The sequence below is a fragment of the Chryseobacterium sp. TB1-D10 genome (genome assembly GCF_059803555.1).
Map to the genome: position 1 here is coordinate 58,658 of NZ_JAPFHB010000004.1, position 15,672 is coordinate 74,329.

Sequence of the window (15,672 nt, forward strand, 5' to 3'; positions counted from 1 at the left end):
ATTTTATTTTCGGGTTTTGTTCTTATTGGGCAACTTCTGCTCTCATTTCTTTTCCCCGAAACTTCATACTAGTTAATCCATCCATCACTTCATTCTTGTATGACTTTTCAATTTCGAAGAAACTGAATTTGTCCAAGATTTCGATTTCACCGATGTCGGCTCTTTTTTTAGATTTAGAAGTCGCTTTGTTGATGATCTCCAGCATATCAACTTTCTTCAATTGGTCTCTTTTCCCAAGGTTGAAGAAGAATCTTACCATATCTTCATTATTGCGTTTTGGCTTACGGTCTCTACCGCCATTTCTGTCGCCGCCACGGTCACGATCGCCACCTCTGTTGTCTCTGTCTCGGAAAGAATCTCTGGATCCTCTGCTGTCTCTTCCGTCTCTGTCTCTTCTACCTGGCTTTTCGTCTCTACCAGCACCAAATTTCTGATCTGCAAGATCATTGCTGTTCTGATAGTAAGTAGCCATTTCTTTCAATTGAAATTGCAATAACTGACTTACCAACTGCTCTTTTGTGAAAGCAGAAAGATCTGGGATAAGGCTCTCGTCAAAATCAATAACATCAACGTGTTCTGTCAGTAATTTTTCGAAAACACCACCAACCTGAGCTTTGATAATTTCTTTTCCGGTAGGGATTTTTTTCTCAACGATTTCGATCTTGGTTTCAGCCTTGATCTGCTTCATTTTTCTGCTTTCCTCAGGTTTTGCCAACGTCATCGAGATTCCGTTTTTACCAGCACGTCCTGTTCTTCCGCTTCTGTGAACGAAAACTTCCGGATCATCTGGTAAAGAGAAATGGATCACGTGTGTCAAAGAATCAACATCCAATCCTCTGGCTGCAACGTCTGTCGCTACCAAAATATCGATGTTTTTCAGTCTGAATTTCTTCATTACTGTATCTCTTTGAGCCTGAGAAAGATCACCGTGAAGTGCATCTGCTGCGTAACCATTCTGCATCAAGAAATCTGCAACTTCCTGAGTTTCCATTCTTGTTCTGCAGAAAATAATGGAATATTGGTTTGGATTAGCGTCAATCAGCCTTTTAAGAGCTTCTTTCTTCTGTCTGTAACCAACTACATAAAATTCGTGAAGAATGTTTTTCTTAACTTCATTAACAGACCCAACAGTAATTCTGTGAGGTGTTGTCAAATAATTTTTAGAAATACGTTCCACTTCTTTGCTCATTGTAGCAGAGAAAAGGAAAGTCTGTTTTGTATCTGGCGTTTCTCGAAGTATGGTTTCCAAATCATCTTTGAAACCCATAGAAAGCATTTCGTCAGCTTCGTCTAAAACTACCCATTGTGCTTCGGAAAAGTCTAATGCTTTTCTGTTGATCATATCTATCACACGTCCCGGAGTTCCCACAATAATTTGTGGTTTTTCTCTAAGAGATTTGATTTGATCCACAATACTGCTGCCACCATAGACTGCTGTAGTCTTGATGTCTCTAAGGTATTTAGTATAGTTTTTGATGTCTTTGGTAATCTGGAGGCAAAGTTCTCTAGTAGGGCAAAGGACCAAAAATTGGATTTTACGACTCTTGTCGTCTATCATATCCAAAATCGGAAGCGAAAACGCTGCTGTTTTGCCTGTTCCTGTTGCCGCAAGTGCGATAAGATCGCGAGTATCTGTGGAGATAAAAGGAATAGTCTGTTTTTGGATTTCTGTCGGCTCTACGAAGCCGAGGTCGCCAATCGCCTGAAGAACTTCAGCGCTAAGATTGGATTCCGTAAATAAATTCATTTAAAAAGATCGTCTAATAATTGCTGCAAAGATACACTTTTTATTTTTGATAACAAACTGACATCTTTTTTAACAATTCCTTATTACGGAAAATTAATATTGGGATTGTAAAAGATTGAATGTGAAAAGCACTGATATATTTAGCATTCAGCAACGTTCACTGCTACAGCCAAACCACCTTCTGAGGTTTCTTTATATTTAGAATTCATATCCAATGCGGTTTCCCACATAGACTTAATAACGCTGTCCAAAGATACTTTCGCTTTTGAAGGATCGCCGTCTAAAGCCAAGGATGCCGCAGTAATGGCTTTCATTGCACCCATAGAATTTCGTTCGATGCAAGGAATTTGTACAAGCCCTCCAATCGGGTCGCAAGTCAAACCAAGGTGATGTTCCATCGCTATTTCTGCCGCCATCAAAACCTGGGCCGGCGTTCCTCCGGAGATTTCCGTAAGTCCTGCTGCAGCCATTGCTGACGAAACACCAACTTCTGCTTGACAGCCACCCATAGCTGCGGAAATGGTAGCATTTTTTTTGAATAAAGTTCCAATTTCGCCTGCAACCAAAAGAAACCTGATGATATCTTCTTCCGAATTGAATTCTGTGAAAACCTGTGAATACATCAAAACTGCGGGAATCACACCACTTGCACCATTTGTTGGCGCTGTAATAATTCTTCCAAAGGACGCATTTTCTTCATTGACAGCGAGTGCAAAGCAAGAGACCCATTTGGTGACAGAATTGAAGCTTTTCTGGTCATTTTTGACCATTTCAAACCATTCGTTTTTGTTTTTATAAATCTGGGTTCCGAGGAGTTTTTCATTCATTTCCGAAGCGCGTCTTGTGACATTGAGTCCGCCTGGAAGAATTCCTTTTTTGTTGATGCTTTTGTAAACGCAATCTTTGATATTATCCCAAATTTCAAGTGCTTTCTGACGGGTTTCTTCTTGAGTTCTCCAAGATTCTTCGTTTTGAAAAACTAAATCTGAAATTTTATCAAGCTTTAGTTTTTCAATATATTTCAGAATGTCGCTGCCGTGATGACAAGGATAAAGTGTTCTTACGCAACGATCTTCCATTGAATTATCTTCTTTGGTAGCTACGAATCCGCCTCCAACTGAATAGTAATCCTGACTGATGACATCGCCGTTTTCAAAAATAACTTTGAAGATCATTCCGTTTGGATGAAAGTCAAGGGATTTTTCTTTGTTAAGGATTAAATGATGGCCGTAAACAAACGGAACCCAAATTTCTCCGCCCAAAAAGATCTGCTGCTCTGCTCTGATTTTCGCTATTTTCTCATCAATTTTATTGGTATCAATGGTTCGGAAATTTTCTCCGCTGAGGCCTAGCATCCCTGCGATATCGGTTCCGTGGCCAACGCCGGTTTTTGCCAACGAACCGAAAAATTCCACAAAGACTTCTTTTACATCTTGTAAAGAATGATTCCGTTTGACCAAATCCAGAAACATTTTTGCGGCATTCCAAGGTCCCATTGTGTGGGAAGATGACGGTCCGATTCCTATTTTTATAATATCAAAAACACTGATAGATTCCATTAAGACAAATTGATTGCGGTAAAAGTAATTGATTTTTGAAGTCTATGCAATTTTAAATTTTTCTAAGTTTATAATTGAAAAAAATAATGCAAAGCCACTAAGATTTTATTAATTATTGAGAATATTTTTAAGGCTCGCAAAGACGTAAAATTCATCAAAGAAAAGAATGCCAAAATTGTGTACCTATACTACCTGTTGTTAGAATGTTGAATCTGCAGCCCGACCTGAGTGGAGCTCATTTTTTGCTTAGGGAAAAGCTTTGGCAAAAATAGCGGAAACGGAGGGCGGAAAAGCTGCCCAAATAATTAATCAAGTTTAAATAAAAATCTTTTTCAAAATCTCGGAAACTTCTTTATGTCTGGTAACCGGGAAGAGATGCGTGGCATTTTTGATGATGAAATCCGGCTGTGAATTTTTGAGCGGGAAAACAATATCCTTATCCCCCAAAATCTGAATAACATCAGGGATTTTATCGAATTTCCAATGTGCCACTTTATCCATAGACCATTTGAGATAATATGGGTCTTTTACCCGAAAATATTGCGTGAGTTTTGGATTCTTCGGGTCAAATAATTTTCTGAAAAAGGCATAAAAAAGAGTACTTTTATCATTGAAAATCCGAAGTGGAATGTATCTTAAGACATTTGTTTTTTGTCCCGCAACGATTAATTTTGATTTCTCCAAATCACAACGGATACTTGCCATAATTACGATTTTCTTCGCCGGTTTCAGTTTATGAATTTCCTGCACGAGAATGCCACCGAAAGAATACCCCAAGAGATAAAATTCTTCGGAATCGTCTATGAATGCTGACATTCTTAAAACATAATCCGAAAATTCTTCATTGAGATTTGGAATCAGCCATGGAATATGAACGAGCTCTACTTCTTCATTAAAAGTCAGTTTCTCAAGGACTTTTTCGTCTGCGCCGAGTCCGCTTATGGTGTATAATTTCATTTGATAAATGTCTTTTGTGTTTTGCTCAAATTTAAAACAAAAAAAGAGCAGAAAAAATTCTGCTCTTTAAAATATATATATTGTGAAAAATTATTTTACGCTGATTTTCACTTTCAAATCCACATCGTCTTTTACCAAAACGTCTTGCATCGTAGATTTGTAAGCTACGTCAAATTTCTGTCTGTCAAAAGAGAATTTATCAGATTCCAAAGTCACAACACCGTTTGCAGAAGTGATTTTTGCAGGGAAAGAAACTGCATTTGTTTTTCCTTTTACAGTCAGGTTTCCGTTTACTACAAAGTTGTAATCTTTGTTAGAATTTTTCTTTACAGAAGTGATTTTGTAAGTGGCAGTCGGGAATTTTTCAACTTCGAAGAAATCACCGTTTTTCAAGTGACCGTTCAATTTGCCTTGGTATTCTCCTGACAAATCTGTAGAATTGATAGAGGTCATATCCAATACGAAATTTCCACCTACAACTGCTCCGTTTTTAAGAACCAAGTTTCCGGATTTTACATTTACAGTTCCATCGTGAGAAGATGCCTCTGTTTTTGCAATTTTATAACCCCACCAGTGTACGTCTGAACTTGTTAATTTTTTAGTTTGTCCGAAAGCCAGTCCGCTGACCAATACTGCTAGTAATAATACTTTTTTCATTTTTTTAAATAATTTTAATGATACAAATCTACTTAGAATGATTCAAAATTAAACTTGATGTATGATAAGTTTTCAAAAAATTAAAGCCCACATAAAATGCGGGCTTTAATTATACATAGTTTATTGATTGATTACTTTCCTAAAGGAATGTTGTAGCTAAATCCAACACCGATTGCACCAGCGTTATAATCCTGGTCTCCGATCTGACCCTTGTCACCAGTGAATGTTTTGTTGTACTGAGCAAAGAAGTTCCAGTCACGGTTGTGGTAACCTATTTCCGGTTTGATATAGAAGCCGCCATCTGGTCTTGCAACATTGAAATTCTCTGCCACTCTGTCATCTCCAACGATAAATCCGTAACCCAAGTCAGCTCCGAAATAGAATCCCATTTCTTTAGGATATATTCTAAAAAGTGCTGCAACTGGAATTACTCCGAAATCATTATTTTTAACTTCCACACCATTCTGCATTCTATCTTTTCCGAAATAGTTGTTATAACCTGTTGCGATACCTAAACCAAAACCTGGAGTTACCAGATGCTGGTAAGATAAGTCTACACCTAAGTTTGCTGCAGTATTACCACCAGTGGAAACGCCTCCGTTCAATCCAACTTTCAGCATATTTGTCATATTAGCGCTTTGTGCAGATATTAAACCTCCCGCTACGATCCCAGCTCCTACTATTAATTTCTTTAAAGAATTCATATTTTTAAATTTTAAATTTTACAAGATTGATACTTGTAAAATCCGTGCCAAAGCTGAAAATTTGTTTGACAAATCTAACATTAATGAAATCAACCATCTAATATCCAATTATTTAAAATCATAATTAATTATTAAAATTTATTCACAAACGGACATTTTCACAGTCTTTGATTTAACTAAGTCAAATTTCTCTACTCCAACCAATAAATCTACTTGCTATGAACAATTTTCAAAAGAATAAACATTTGGTTTCCAGAGCAGGTTTCGGCATCCATCACAACGATGTGGAAAAGTACAAAACTATAAGTCCGAAGAAGCTTTATCTTGATCTTAAAAATATTTCGGAATATCAAACCCTTCAGCCGGATGTTCCAGCTGTAACTCCTGAACAATATCAGGAAATGACCAAAGCTGCGGACAGAAAACCCCTGAATCAATTCAATAGAAATTACAATAGTGCTGTCAAAAAGTCGTGGCACAATGAGATGATCAATACACCTAACCAGCTTCGGGAAAAGATCGCGCTTTTCTGGCATGGGCATTTTGCAACCAGAATTCAACATTCGCTTTTCAACAAGGAGATTATAGAAATCTTCAGGAAAGATGGTTTGGGGAATTTCCGAGATCTGGTCTTCAAAGTTTCAAAATCTTCTGCTATGCTTCAATTCCTGAATAATCAGCAAAACAAAAAAGCCAAACCCAACGAAAACTTTGCCAGAGAACTGATGGAACTTTTTACACTCGGCAGGGGAAATCTCTACACAGAAAAAGACATCAAAGAATCGGCAAGAGCTTTCACTGGCTGGAGTTACAACGGATTGGGAGAATTTGTTGACAATAAAAAACAACACGATCCAGGAGAAAAAGAATTTCTTGGAAGGACCGGAAACTTCGATGGTACCGACATTATCAATATCATTTTAGAAAAACCGGAATGTGCGGAATTTATCACGAAGAAAATCTATCAGTTCTTTGTGAATGAAACGCCTGACGAAAAAATCGTAAAATCTATCAGTCAGAAATTCTATAAATCTAATTATGACATAGTGACTCTGATGGATGAAATTTTCCTTTCGGATTGGTTTTATTCTGACAAAAACATTGGTGCAAAAATAAAATCACCGGTTGAATTGATTGTCGGAATCAGGAGAGTCTTGCCAATGGATTTGCAGAATCGCGACACAATTTACAACTTCGAAAAGCTACTCGGACAAGAACTTTTACAACCTCCGAATGTCGCAGGCTGGCCAAGCGGTGTTGCGTGGATAGACAGTTCTACTCTATTATTAAGAATGAAAATTCCTGCCGTAATGGCTGGTTACAAAACACTCGACGTAGAACCCAAATCCAACGACGATGTGAATATGGGAAAAGAAGAGAAAAAAATAGTTGTGAACAAAAATCAAAACGCAATTACCATCCATTGGGAAAGCATCAATAATATTCTGAATGAAGACCTTTTCAGTCTTTTGCTGTCAAATCCCAGTGAAAAAGTGGAGAAAATGATTACTCAGTTCAATACAGACAAGAGTAAAAAACATTTGATGATAAGTATTATGTCGACTCCGGAATATCAACTTTGTTAAAATAAGCTGTTATGATTATCAATAGAAAAACCTTCCTAAAAACCAGTAGTCTAGCCGCTGCATCTTTTCTTTTTCCAAACTTCCTGAAAGCGCTTACGCTTCCGGAAGCACTTGCAATGAACGGAAAAACGTTGATTATCCTTCAGCTTTCGGGCGGGAATGATGGTCTTAATACGATTATTCCAGTCAAAAACGATATTTATTATAAAGTCCGGAATCAAATTTCTATTAGAGAAGAAAATGTACTTTCTTTAACGGATGAAGCGGGAATCAATCCTAATCTGAAATTCTTTAAAGAACTCTACGACAACGGTGAATTGGCGGTAATGAACAATGTGGGTTATCCGGATCCAAACAAATCACATTTCAGAAGTATGGATATCTGGCAATCGGCGAGCGATAGCAATCAGTTTGTGAACACCGGCTGGCTGGGAAGATATCTGGATGAAGCTTGCCACGACTGCACCAATCCTACCCAGGCCATAGAAGTGGATGATCTGCTGAGTCTGGCAATGAAAGGTGATTACAACAAAGCTATTGCCTTCAGAGATCCAAAAAAATTATTCAATAACAGTCAGGAAACACTTTATAAAAAATTGGTTGCGGAAAATCACGATCACGATCACGATTTAGCTTCTTACATGTACAATACATTGGGGAATACAATCAATAATTCCAGTTATATTTTTGAAGAAAGCAAAATAAAGCCTACCGATAAAGTTTATCCGGGAACGCAGATTGGTAAAGATTTCAAAACCATTGCATCACTCATCAAATCCGATATCAATACTCAGGTTTATTATCTTTCGGTTGGGAGTTTTGACACGCACACGAATCAGAATCAGAAGCAAAATCATCTTTTCCAAATTATTAATGATGCCGTTGAAGTTTTCACGAAGGATATGAAGGAAAATGGGAAATTCAATGATGTGATGATAATGACTTTCTCCGAATTCGGAAGACGCGTTGCCCAAAATGCGAGCAACGGAACCGACCACGGAACGGCCAACCAAATGTTTTTTATAAGCGGTGGACTCAAGAAAAAAGGTTTTTTGAACCCACTTCCCGACCTTACGAATCTTAACGAAGGAGATTTGATTTACACTGAAGATTTCCGAAAAGTTTATGCTACAGTTCTGAAAAGATGGCTGAACACCAATGACCGGAAAATCCTTGGAAAGGACAATGGTTATTATGATTTTATTTAGTATTCAGATTCAAAAAGCACCTTTATAGTTTACATCAATCATAGATTTTGATGTAAACTTCATTTTATATTTTGCACAATATAATTTTACACCATACATTTGTACCATCAAATAATAATTAAATCATCAATAAAATGAAAACATTGTACAGCATTGGCGCTACAGCCACAGGAGGAAGAAACGGAAACGTGAAAAGTGATAACGGAGTTCTTGACTTGGAAGTTAGAATGCCAAAGGGATTAGGTGGCGCAAACGACAATTTTGCCAATCCGGAAATGCTTTTCGCAGCAGGTTATTCTGCTTGTTTTGACAGCGCTTTGAACTTGGTTATCAAACAAAGCAAAATCGAAACTGGCGAAACAACTGTAACAGCGAAAGTTGGAATTGGACAAATCGAAAACGGTGGATTTGGATTGGAGGCTGAATTGCACGCCAACATTCCAGGTGTTTCTTTGGAACAAGCTCAGGAATTGATTGAGAAAGCTCATCAAGTTTGTCCATATTCTAATGCAACCAGAGGAAATATGGAAGTTAAATTGACCGTGAGCAACGACTAAGAAAACCGAAATTCAGTTATCTTTGATTATTGTAAAAGATTAAATTGAAAAGCCCAATATGGAAGATTTACTAAAACTCGACAAGCAACTCTGCTTCTCCGTCTATGTTTTACACCGCGAGATCATGCAGTGTTATCGTCCGATTCTGAAAAATATTGGGCTGACTTATCCGCAATACATCACGATGATGACGCTTTGGGAAAAGGATGATTTGACCGTCAACCAAGTTGGGGAAATTTTGCAATTGGATAACGGAACTTTGACACCTCTGCTGAAACGTTTGGAATCCAAAGATTATCTGACCCGGAAACGAAGCAAAGAAGACGAACGTGTGGTGAAAATTCATCTGACAGAAAAAGGCAGGAAACTAAAGGAAAAAGCAACCTGCATCCCAATTGAATTGGCGAAAGCTATGAATCTGAACCTGGAAGAAATGTTGCAACTGAAAGATTTATCTGATAAAGTTGTCAGACAAATCAATGAGTAACAAAAAGCGCTATTTGGAAATCCGAATAGCGCTTTTTTTTATTTTTAATCAAATTGAATTAATATTCAAAAAGAACACTTCCCCAAGTGAATCCACTTCCGAATGCCGACATACAAACCAAGTTACCACGTTTCAGTCTGCCTTCCTGAATCGCTTCACTCAAGGCAATTGGAATAGACGCAGCGGTTGTGTTTCCATATTTTTGGATGTTCACAAAAACCTTTTCGTCTGGTAAGTGAAGTAATTGCTGAACATATTGCGCAATTCTGATATTCGCCTGGTGTGGAATCAGCAAATCCAAATCTTCAATGGTTTTTCCTGCTTTTTCCAAAGCTTCCAAAATGGTTTCGGGAAATCTCGTCACAGCGTGTTTGAAAACAAAATTTCCGTTCATCACCGGATAGATATCTTCTGAGGTTACAGAATCTGGATTGGTCAATAAAGTGTCGCTCCAGCCTAATTTGGTTCCAGGGAATTTTACGGCTAGTTCTTCTGCATATTTTCCTTCGGAATGCATATTGACAGAGAGAATTCCTTTGGCATTTTCATCTTCACTTGCAGATAAAACCACTGCTCCTGCTCCATCGCCAAAAATCACTGAAACGCCTCGTCCGGCATCAGAAAAATCCAATCCGAAAGAATGAATCTCTGCACCGACTACCAAAACGTTTTTATACAGTCCAGATTTGATAAACGCATCTGCAACACTCATTGCATAAACGAAGCCTGAACATTGATTTCTAACATCCAATGCGCCAATCGTTCCGCAACCCAGCAAATCCTGCAAAAGCACACCAGAACCCGGGAAATAATAATCCGGAGATAATGTGGCAAATACGATATAATCGATGTCTTGAGCTGTAAGATTTGCGTTCTTAAGTGCTATTTCTGAAGCTTTGAAACCGTAGAAAGAAGTTGTCTCTTCAGAATCGACGCGGTTTTTGCGGTGTCTTCTTTCTTTGATGCCTGTTCTCTCGGTGATCCACTCATCATTGGTGGTCATCAGTTTGGAGAGATCATCATTGGTTACAATATTTTCCGGCACATAATGTCCTACGCCGGCAATTATACTTTTGATCATTTTGTAATGGTATTGATAATGGCAAAACTAATTATTTTATTTATTACATAGGTTTTTTTATTAGAAGTTAGAATTGATATGTTAGATATCAGACTGATTTCTAATCAATTAATTTATAAAAACACACAACCAACATCACATTCAGTTTATCATCCTGAAAGGATCTAAACAGCTATTAAAACTTTGTGTAGATTTCCTATGGAATGGCAAAATTGCGTTTTTTTGTTGAATGTTGTTTTACACTGAAACTGCAGCCCGAATTATCTCTCTTTTCTTATCTATTTTTATTTGAATCGATGAACCACTTTGTTAGTTTTGGGTGAAGCTCTTTTGTTATTGTGATTGTAGAAAAGTTCAACATTTGGCTTCCCTTCAATCGCAATGACAAAAAAGCGGTAACGTAAGGCCGATTAAGCCGTCCTAATAAATTGAATGATCAATATTATTCAACTAATTGTTATTTTATTTAGTTTTGCGCTATGCCTATAGAACAGAAATATAAATCAAAGCACTGGGAATGGATTGATGTAATTGCGCCAATGGAGGAAGATCTTCAGTTTTTGCATCAGCGGTACCATATCAATTACCTGCTTTTGGAGGATACGATAGATCCAAACCACCTTCCTAAATACGAAGAAGTGGGCGATGTGAAGTTCTTTCTGACGCGAGAATCCACAGATCTTGAGAAACGAACACTCAATACCATCAGTGACATCAGCAGTAAACTGGGCATATTTCTCCTTCCAAACCTCATCATCACAACTCATAGAACCAAGAGTAAAAGTATCAATGAACTATGCTCCGAGCTGGACAAAGAAGATATTGATGCTATCAAAAAAGATGATCTTGCCCTGAGATTGGCGTTAAAGATTATGAAAAGCTTTGATGACGAAAGCGCCAGCCTGCTGGAAGTGATGGATGCGATGGAAAACGAAATCTTCCTGAAAAACACCAACGACTCCGTGCAAATCCGCAGACTCTACAAACTGAAAAGAAAATCCGGGCTCAACACCAGAATCCTGAATATGTCCGGCGAATGGATCTCGAAATTCAAAACTTTGGATCTGGAAGAAGTGCAGGTGATGGATTTACTGGACAAACAAAAAGACGTCATTGCCGATTTTGACCATCTTAATGCGCAGACCACTAACCTCATCTCGATGTTTTTGGCATTATCAGACCAGAAGGCCAATCAGGTGATGAAGCTTTTGGCGATCTATTCGGTTTACTTTTTACCGATTACCTTCATCGCCGGAATCTACGGGATGAACTTCGATAATATGCCGGAACTGCACCACAAGAATGGCTATTTTTTTACCATTGGTCTCATGCTGACCATTGTTGTGGTAACATTTATCTACATGCGTAGAAAGCGTTGGTAAAGCAGATGAATTCTGAACTAATGATGTTTTATAACGTCGAAAATCTCTTTCCGCCATATGATCTGGATAATGACGCTAAAACTTCCGGATTTCGCAATTGGGACAGCTACAAGTACAATCTGAAAATCCGAAAACTCAGCAATGTCTTTCGATTTATTAAGGAAGATCATGGGCAATTACCTTCTGTCATTGGTCTGGCTGAGATTGGAGCGAGATCGGTTTTGGAAGATTTGGTTAATGAAAATTCCCCCATTCACAATTACGACATCATCTATCAGAAATCCAATGACTCCAGAGGATCAAGTGTGGCTCTGTTGTTTGATAAGGAGAAATATTCCTTAATTCAATTTAATATTTTGAAGTTTCAGTTGGATGAAAATCTGGAATTTGATACCCGGGATATTTTACACGCAGAATTCTTGTTCGAGGAAAAAAAACTGCACATTTTAGTTTGTCATCTGCCTTCCAAAAGAGAGAAAGATATTAAGAAAACGCAACGACAGTATATTTTAAAAAAGCTACACAACACCATTCAAAATTTAGCAGACAAAGGAGAACCAATCATCCTGATGGGTGACTTTAATGAAAATCCGGATGCCGAGGAATTACGACAGTTGCTTCTTGATAAAAATAACAATAAGATGCTGAGTAATCCTTTTGAAGCTTTGTATCTTAATAGTCAATTCTCGACCTATCACGGCAAGAAAGGTGTTGGTTTTGATCAGATTTTATACACGGAAGAATTGCTCTTAAAACACTTCAATCTCCAAACCATCACTGCTGAAATCTATAACGCTCCTCAACTGCGAAATAAGGACCGTAAAAACAACCAATACCCGATGAGGACTTATTCCGGGTCGCGGTATATGGGTGGGTGGAGTGATCATTTTCCTGTTATGGTGAAACTGGATCTGGAACATTAATTTTTTTAGCTCCATTTAATCTGTTATAAATTTGTGTTAATCTTATACAAACATTTCATTTTCAAGAGTTAACATTTGTTGGGGCGAAAATGATTATTCCCTTGGAAGAAGCCTGGATGTTTTTATGACGCGACTCCGGAAATATCAACAACGATGATCTTAAAAATGCTGCAAATAACAACCGAAGCATTCTTTACTAGAACTCAAAAATGAAACCTGAGTCTGGCCAATTTATCAAAGTAGATTTCTATAATAACGACACAGCCAAGCAATATCGTGTTGTCATTATCGGACCGGATTCCGTGATCGGATTATCTGTTTTTTATGATGAAAAATTACCTTAATCAACTCAAAATCAATATTAATTGACAAAATCCGTATTTATACTGAAAACAGAATAGCAATATCATTTTAGCTTTGATAAAAATATTCAGCTATGTCAGTACTTACAGTTTTTGGGGCTTTCGGATTAGAATTATTCGGGCCTATTTTATTAGTTTCATTGCTTTTCATCGTTTTATTGAAGAAAGAAAAAGAAATGGATGACGATTAGACTTCGTGACATTTCTTTGCCAATCATCTGAAAGTATATTTGAAAATATTGCGGCATTTCTGTTTTGAAAATTAAGAGCTTCTGCAATCTTTTGTTTTGATTACAAAACACTATTTTCGCTTTTCAAAACTTAGTAATGACTTCTTCAGAATTTATCCAAAGACAACTCAATATTCCTTCTAAAAGTATCAGCAGCACACTGCAACTGCTGGCAGAAGACTGCACAATTCCATTCATTGCCCGCTACCGGAAAGACAAAACAGGAAATCTTGATGAGGTGGCTATCGAGAATATCTATAAACTGAATAAGCAGCATGATGAGATTACCAAAAGGAAGGAAAGCATCCTGAAATCCATCGAGGAACAAAATGCGCTGAATCCGGAACTTAAGCAAAAAATAGAACAAAGTTTTGACCTTCAGGAGCTGGAGGATCTCTATCTGCCTTATAAAAAACGCAAGACAACAAAAGCCGATACAGCGAGAGAAAAAGGTCTGGAACCTTTGGCTAAAATCATTATGAGCCAACGCAATGATGATGTTGAGTCTCTGGCTCACAAATACCTCAGCAAAGATGTGGCGGATGAAGCTGAAGCCTTGCAGGGTGCAAGAGATATTATGGCAGAATGGATCAATGAAAATCTCTACATCCGTAAAAATCTGAGAAAATTGTTTCAAAGAAAAGCAATCATCTCTTCCAAAGTCATAAAAGCTAAAAAAGATGATGAAGCGGCACAAAAATTCTCTCAATATTTTGAATGGCAGGAAGCGCTAAACAGAATCCCAAGCCACAGATTACTAGCAATGCTTCGCGCAGAGAATGAAGGATTTGTGAAAACTTCTGTTGACATTGATAAAGAAGAAGCGCTTGAACTGATGGAAAATGCAGTCATCAAAAGCAACAATTCCACAACCAAACAAATACAACTCGCCATTGCTGATTCCTACAAACGACTCTTGGAACCGGCCATTTCCAATGAGGCTTTGCAGGAAGCCAAAGAAAAAGCAGATACCAAAGCCATCGAGGTTTTCTCTGAGAATCTTCAGCAACTGCTTTTGGCGTCGCCCCTGGGTGAGAAAAGGATTTTAGCGATTGATCCAGGTTTCCGAACAGGCTGCAAAGTGGTTTGTCTGGATGAGAAAGGTGATTTATTAAACAACGAAACCATCTATCCACACGCACCACAAAACGAAACCGGAATGGCGATGAAGAAAATCCGCTCGATGGTGAATGCATACAACATTCAGGCGATTTCTATCGGAAACGGAACGGCAGGAAGAGAAACAGAATTCTTCATCAAGAAAATCGCTTTTGATAAACCAATTCAGGTTTTTGTGGTTTCAGAAGCGGGCGCATCCATCTATTCCGCGAGCAAAATTGCCAGAGACGAATTCCCGAATTACGACGTCACAGTTCGTGGCGCAGTTTCCATCGGACGGAGACTGGCTGATCCGTTGGCAGAACTTGTAAAAATAGACGCAAAATCCATAGGCGTTGGGCAATACCAGCACGATGTGGATCAGACCAAACTAAAAGAAAAGTTGGATAATACGGTTGTCCGCTCTGTGAACTCAGTGGGAATCAATCTGAATACAGCTAGTAAATCCCTCTTAAGCTATGTTTCCGGAATCGGAGAGAAAATGGCAGAGAATATCGTGAATTACCGAACAGAAAACGGTGCTTTCACAGAGAGAAAAGAACTGAAAAAAGTGCCTCGACTTGGCGAAAAAGCCTATCAGCAGGCAGCAGCATTTGTAAGAATCAAAAATGCTAAAAACCCTTTGGATAATTCGGCTGTGCATCCGGAAGCTTATAAAACCATCGAGAAAATGGCAAAAGATCTTGGTCTGAAAACAGAAGAATTAATTTCGAACAAAGAAAAAATTGCATTGATTGATCCTGAAAAATACATCACATCAGAAATCGGGATTCTCGCAATCAAAGACATCCTGAAAGAACTGGAAAAACCGGGACTTGATCCAAGAAAAGCAGCCAAAGTCTTTGAGTTTGACCCAAACGTCAAAAGCATCAAAAACCTCCGTCCGGGAATGATCCTTCCTGGAATTGTGAATAACATCACGGCATTCGGATGCTTTGTGGATCTCGGAATTAAAGAAAGCGGACTGGTTCATATTTCCCAGTTGAAAGACGGTTTTGTATCGGATGTGAATGAAGTGGTAAAACTTCATCAGCACGTTCAGGTAAAAGTTGTGGAAGTAGATGAAACACGAAAAAGAGTTCAGTTGACTATGATTTTGTAATACAAATCAAA

At 38.1% G+C, this 15,672-nt stretch carries 14 protein-coding genes; 8 read left to right on the forward strand and 6 right to left on the reverse strand.

From position 1 onward, the window contains the following. Positions 1–22: 22 nt before the first annotated feature. The 5 genes from OPU68_RS06855 to OPU68_RS06875 form a co-directional block, all read right to left on the reverse strand. The gene (locus OPU68_RS06855) at positions 23–1,747 is read right to left on the reverse strand and encodes a DEAD/DEAH box helicase (protein WP_498473270.1); all 1,725 of its coding nucleotides are present in this window, start codon (positions 1,745–1,747) and stop codon (positions 23–25) included. A 140-nt stretch (positions 1,748–1,887) separates the two neighbouring features. Next, positions 1,888–3,306: an L-serine ammonia-lyase gene (locus OPU68_RS06860; RefSeq protein ID WP_498473271.1), complete on the reverse strand. Its 1,419-nt coding sequence runs from the start codon at positions 3,304–3,306 to the stop codon at positions 1,888–1,890. A 315-nt stretch (positions 3,307–3,621) separates the two neighbouring features. After that, complete coding sequence (locus tag OPU68_RS06865; RefSeq protein WP_498473272.1) at positions 3,622–4,263, reverse strand: alpha/beta hydrolase; 642 nt, start codon at positions 4,261–4,263, stop codon at positions 3,622–3,624. Between the two features lie 90 nt (positions 4,264–4,353). After that, positions 4,354–4,920, reverse strand: a complete 567-nt coding sequence (locus OPU68_RS06870) for a YceI family protein (protein WP_498473273.1) — start codon at positions 4,918–4,920, stop codon at positions 4,354–4,356. Positions 4,921–5,051: 131 nt separating this feature from the next. Next, positions 5,052–5,624, reverse strand: a complete 573-nt coding sequence (locus OPU68_RS06875; protein ID WP_498473274.1) for a hypothetical protein — start codon at positions 5,622–5,624, stop codon at positions 5,052–5,054. A gap of 218 nt (positions 5,625–5,842) precedes the next feature. On the opposite strand from OPU68_RS06875, the gene OPU68_RS06880 reads away from it, so the two are divergent. From OPU68_RS06880 to OPU68_RS06895, 4 genes are all read left to right on the forward strand, one after another. Next, positions 5,843–7,210 (forward strand): DUF1800 domain-containing protein, encoded by a 1,368-nt coding sequence (locus OPU68_RS06880; RefSeq protein WP_498473275.1) that lies wholly within the window; start codon positions 5,843–5,845, stop codon positions 7,208–7,210. Positions 7,211–7,221: 11 nt separating this feature from the next. Further along, a complete protein-coding gene (locus OPU68_RS06885) occupies positions 7,222–8,418 on the forward strand; it encodes a DUF1501 domain-containing protein (protein WP_498473276.1) in 1,197 nt (398 codons plus the stop codon). A gap of 134 nt (positions 8,419–8,552) precedes the next feature. After that, on the forward strand, positions 8,553–8,975 hold the full coding sequence (locus OPU68_RS06890) for an organic hydroperoxide resistance protein (protein WP_498473277.1): 423 nt from the start codon (positions 8,553–8,555) through the stop codon (positions 8,973–8,975). Between the two features lie 58 nt (positions 8,976–9,033). Next, entirely contained in the window at positions 9,034–9,462 is a 429-nt protein-coding gene (locus tag OPU68_RS06895; RefSeq protein WP_498473278.1) for a MarR family winged helix-turn-helix transcriptional regulator, read from the forward strand. Between the two features lie 58 nt (positions 9,463–9,520). Here OPU68_RS06895 and OPU68_RS06900 read toward each other — a convergent pair whose 3' ends face one another. Continuing rightward, complete coding sequence (locus tag OPU68_RS06900) at positions 9,521–10,543, reverse strand: 3-oxoacyl-ACP synthase III family protein (protein ID WP_498473280.1); 1,023 nt, start codon at positions 10,541–10,543, stop codon at positions 9,521–9,523. 479 nt (positions 10,544–11,022) lie between these two features. Between OPU68_RS06900 and OPU68_RS06905 the strand changes: the two genes are divergently transcribed. The 4 genes from OPU68_RS06905 to OPU68_RS06920 all read left to right on the forward strand — a co-directional run bounded on the left by OPU68_RS06905 (position 11,023) and on the right by OPU68_RS06920 (position 15,661). Next, the gene (locus tag OPU68_RS06905; protein WP_498473281.1) at positions 11,023–11,925 is read left to right on the forward strand and encodes a magnesium transporter CorA family protein; all 903 of its coding nucleotides are present in this window, start codon (positions 11,023–11,025) and stop codon (positions 11,923–11,925) included. 5 nt (positions 11,926–11,930) lie between these two features. After that, on the forward strand, positions 11,931–12,848 hold the full coding sequence (locus OPU68_RS06910) for an endonuclease/exonuclease/phosphatase family protein (protein ID WP_498473282.1): 918 nt from the start codon (positions 11,931–11,933) through the stop codon (positions 12,846–12,848). Between the two features lie 209 nt (positions 12,849–13,057). Further along, positions 13,058–13,192 (forward strand): hypothetical protein, encoded by a 135-nt coding sequence (locus OPU68_RS06915; protein WP_498473283.1) that lies wholly within the window; start codon positions 13,058–13,060, stop codon positions 13,190–13,192. A 345-nt stretch (positions 13,193–13,537) separates the two neighbouring features. Beyond that, a complete protein-coding gene (locus OPU68_RS06920) occupies positions 13,538–15,661 on the forward strand; it encodes a Tex family protein (RefSeq protein ID WP_498473284.1) in 2,124 nt (707 codons plus the stop codon). Positions 15,662–15,672: the final 11 nt, after the last annotated feature.

Excerpts from the sequence above, each read along its gene's own strand:
- OPU68_RS06855 (WP_498473270.1), bottom strand. The coding sequence starts at position 1,747 with ATGAATTTATTTACGGAATCCAATCTTAGCGCTGAAGTTCTTCAGGCG.
- OPU68_RS06860 (WP_498473271.1), bottom strand. The coding sequence starts at position 3,306 with ATGGAATCTATCAGTGTTTTTGATATTATAAAAATAGGAATCGGACCG.
- OPU68_RS06865 (WP_498473272.1), bottom strand. The coding sequence starts at position 4,263 with ATGAAATTATACACCATAAGCGGACTCGGCGCAGACGAAAAAGTCCTT.
- OPU68_RS06870 (WP_498473273.1), bottom strand. The coding sequence starts at position 4,920 with ATGAAAAAAGTATTATTACTAGCAGTATTGGTCAGCGGACTGGCTTTC.
- OPU68_RS06875 (WP_498473274.1), bottom strand. The coding sequence starts at position 5,624 with ATGAATTCTTTAAAGAAATTAATAGTAGGAGCTGGGATCGTAGCGGGA.
- OPU68_RS06880 (WP_498473275.1), top strand. The coding sequence starts at position 5,843 with ATGAACAATTTTCAAAAGAATAAACATTTGGTTTCCAGAGCAGGTTTC.
- OPU68_RS06885 (WP_498473276.1), top strand. The coding sequence starts at position 7,222 with ATGATTATCAATAGAAAAACCTTCCTAAAAACCAGTAGTCTAGCCGCT.
- OPU68_RS06890 (WP_498473277.1), top strand. The coding sequence starts at position 8,553 with ATGAAAACATTGTACAGCATTGGCGCTACAGCCACAGGAGGAAGAAAC.
- OPU68_RS06895 (WP_498473278.1), top strand. The coding sequence starts at position 9,034 with ATGGAAGATTTACTAAAACTCGACAAGCAACTCTGCTTCTCCGTCTAT.
- OPU68_RS06900 (WP_498473280.1), bottom strand. The coding sequence starts at position 10,543 with ATGATCAAAAGTATAATTGCCGGCGTAGGACATTATGTGCCGGAAAAT.
- OPU68_RS06905 (WP_498473281.1), top strand. The coding sequence starts at position 11,023 with ATGCCTATAGAACAGAAATATAAATCAAAGCACTGGGAATGGATTGAT.
- OPU68_RS06910 (WP_498473282.1), top strand. The coding sequence starts at position 11,931 with ATGAATTCTGAACTAATGATGTTTTATAACGTCGAAAATCTCTTTCCG.
- OPU68_RS06915 (WP_498473283.1), top strand. The coding sequence starts at position 13,058 with ATGAAACCTGAGTCTGGCCAATTTATCAAAGTAGATTTCTATAATAAC.
- OPU68_RS06920 (WP_498473284.1), top strand. The coding sequence starts at position 13,538 with ATGACTTCTTCAGAATTTATCCAAAGACAACTCAATATTCCTTCTAAA.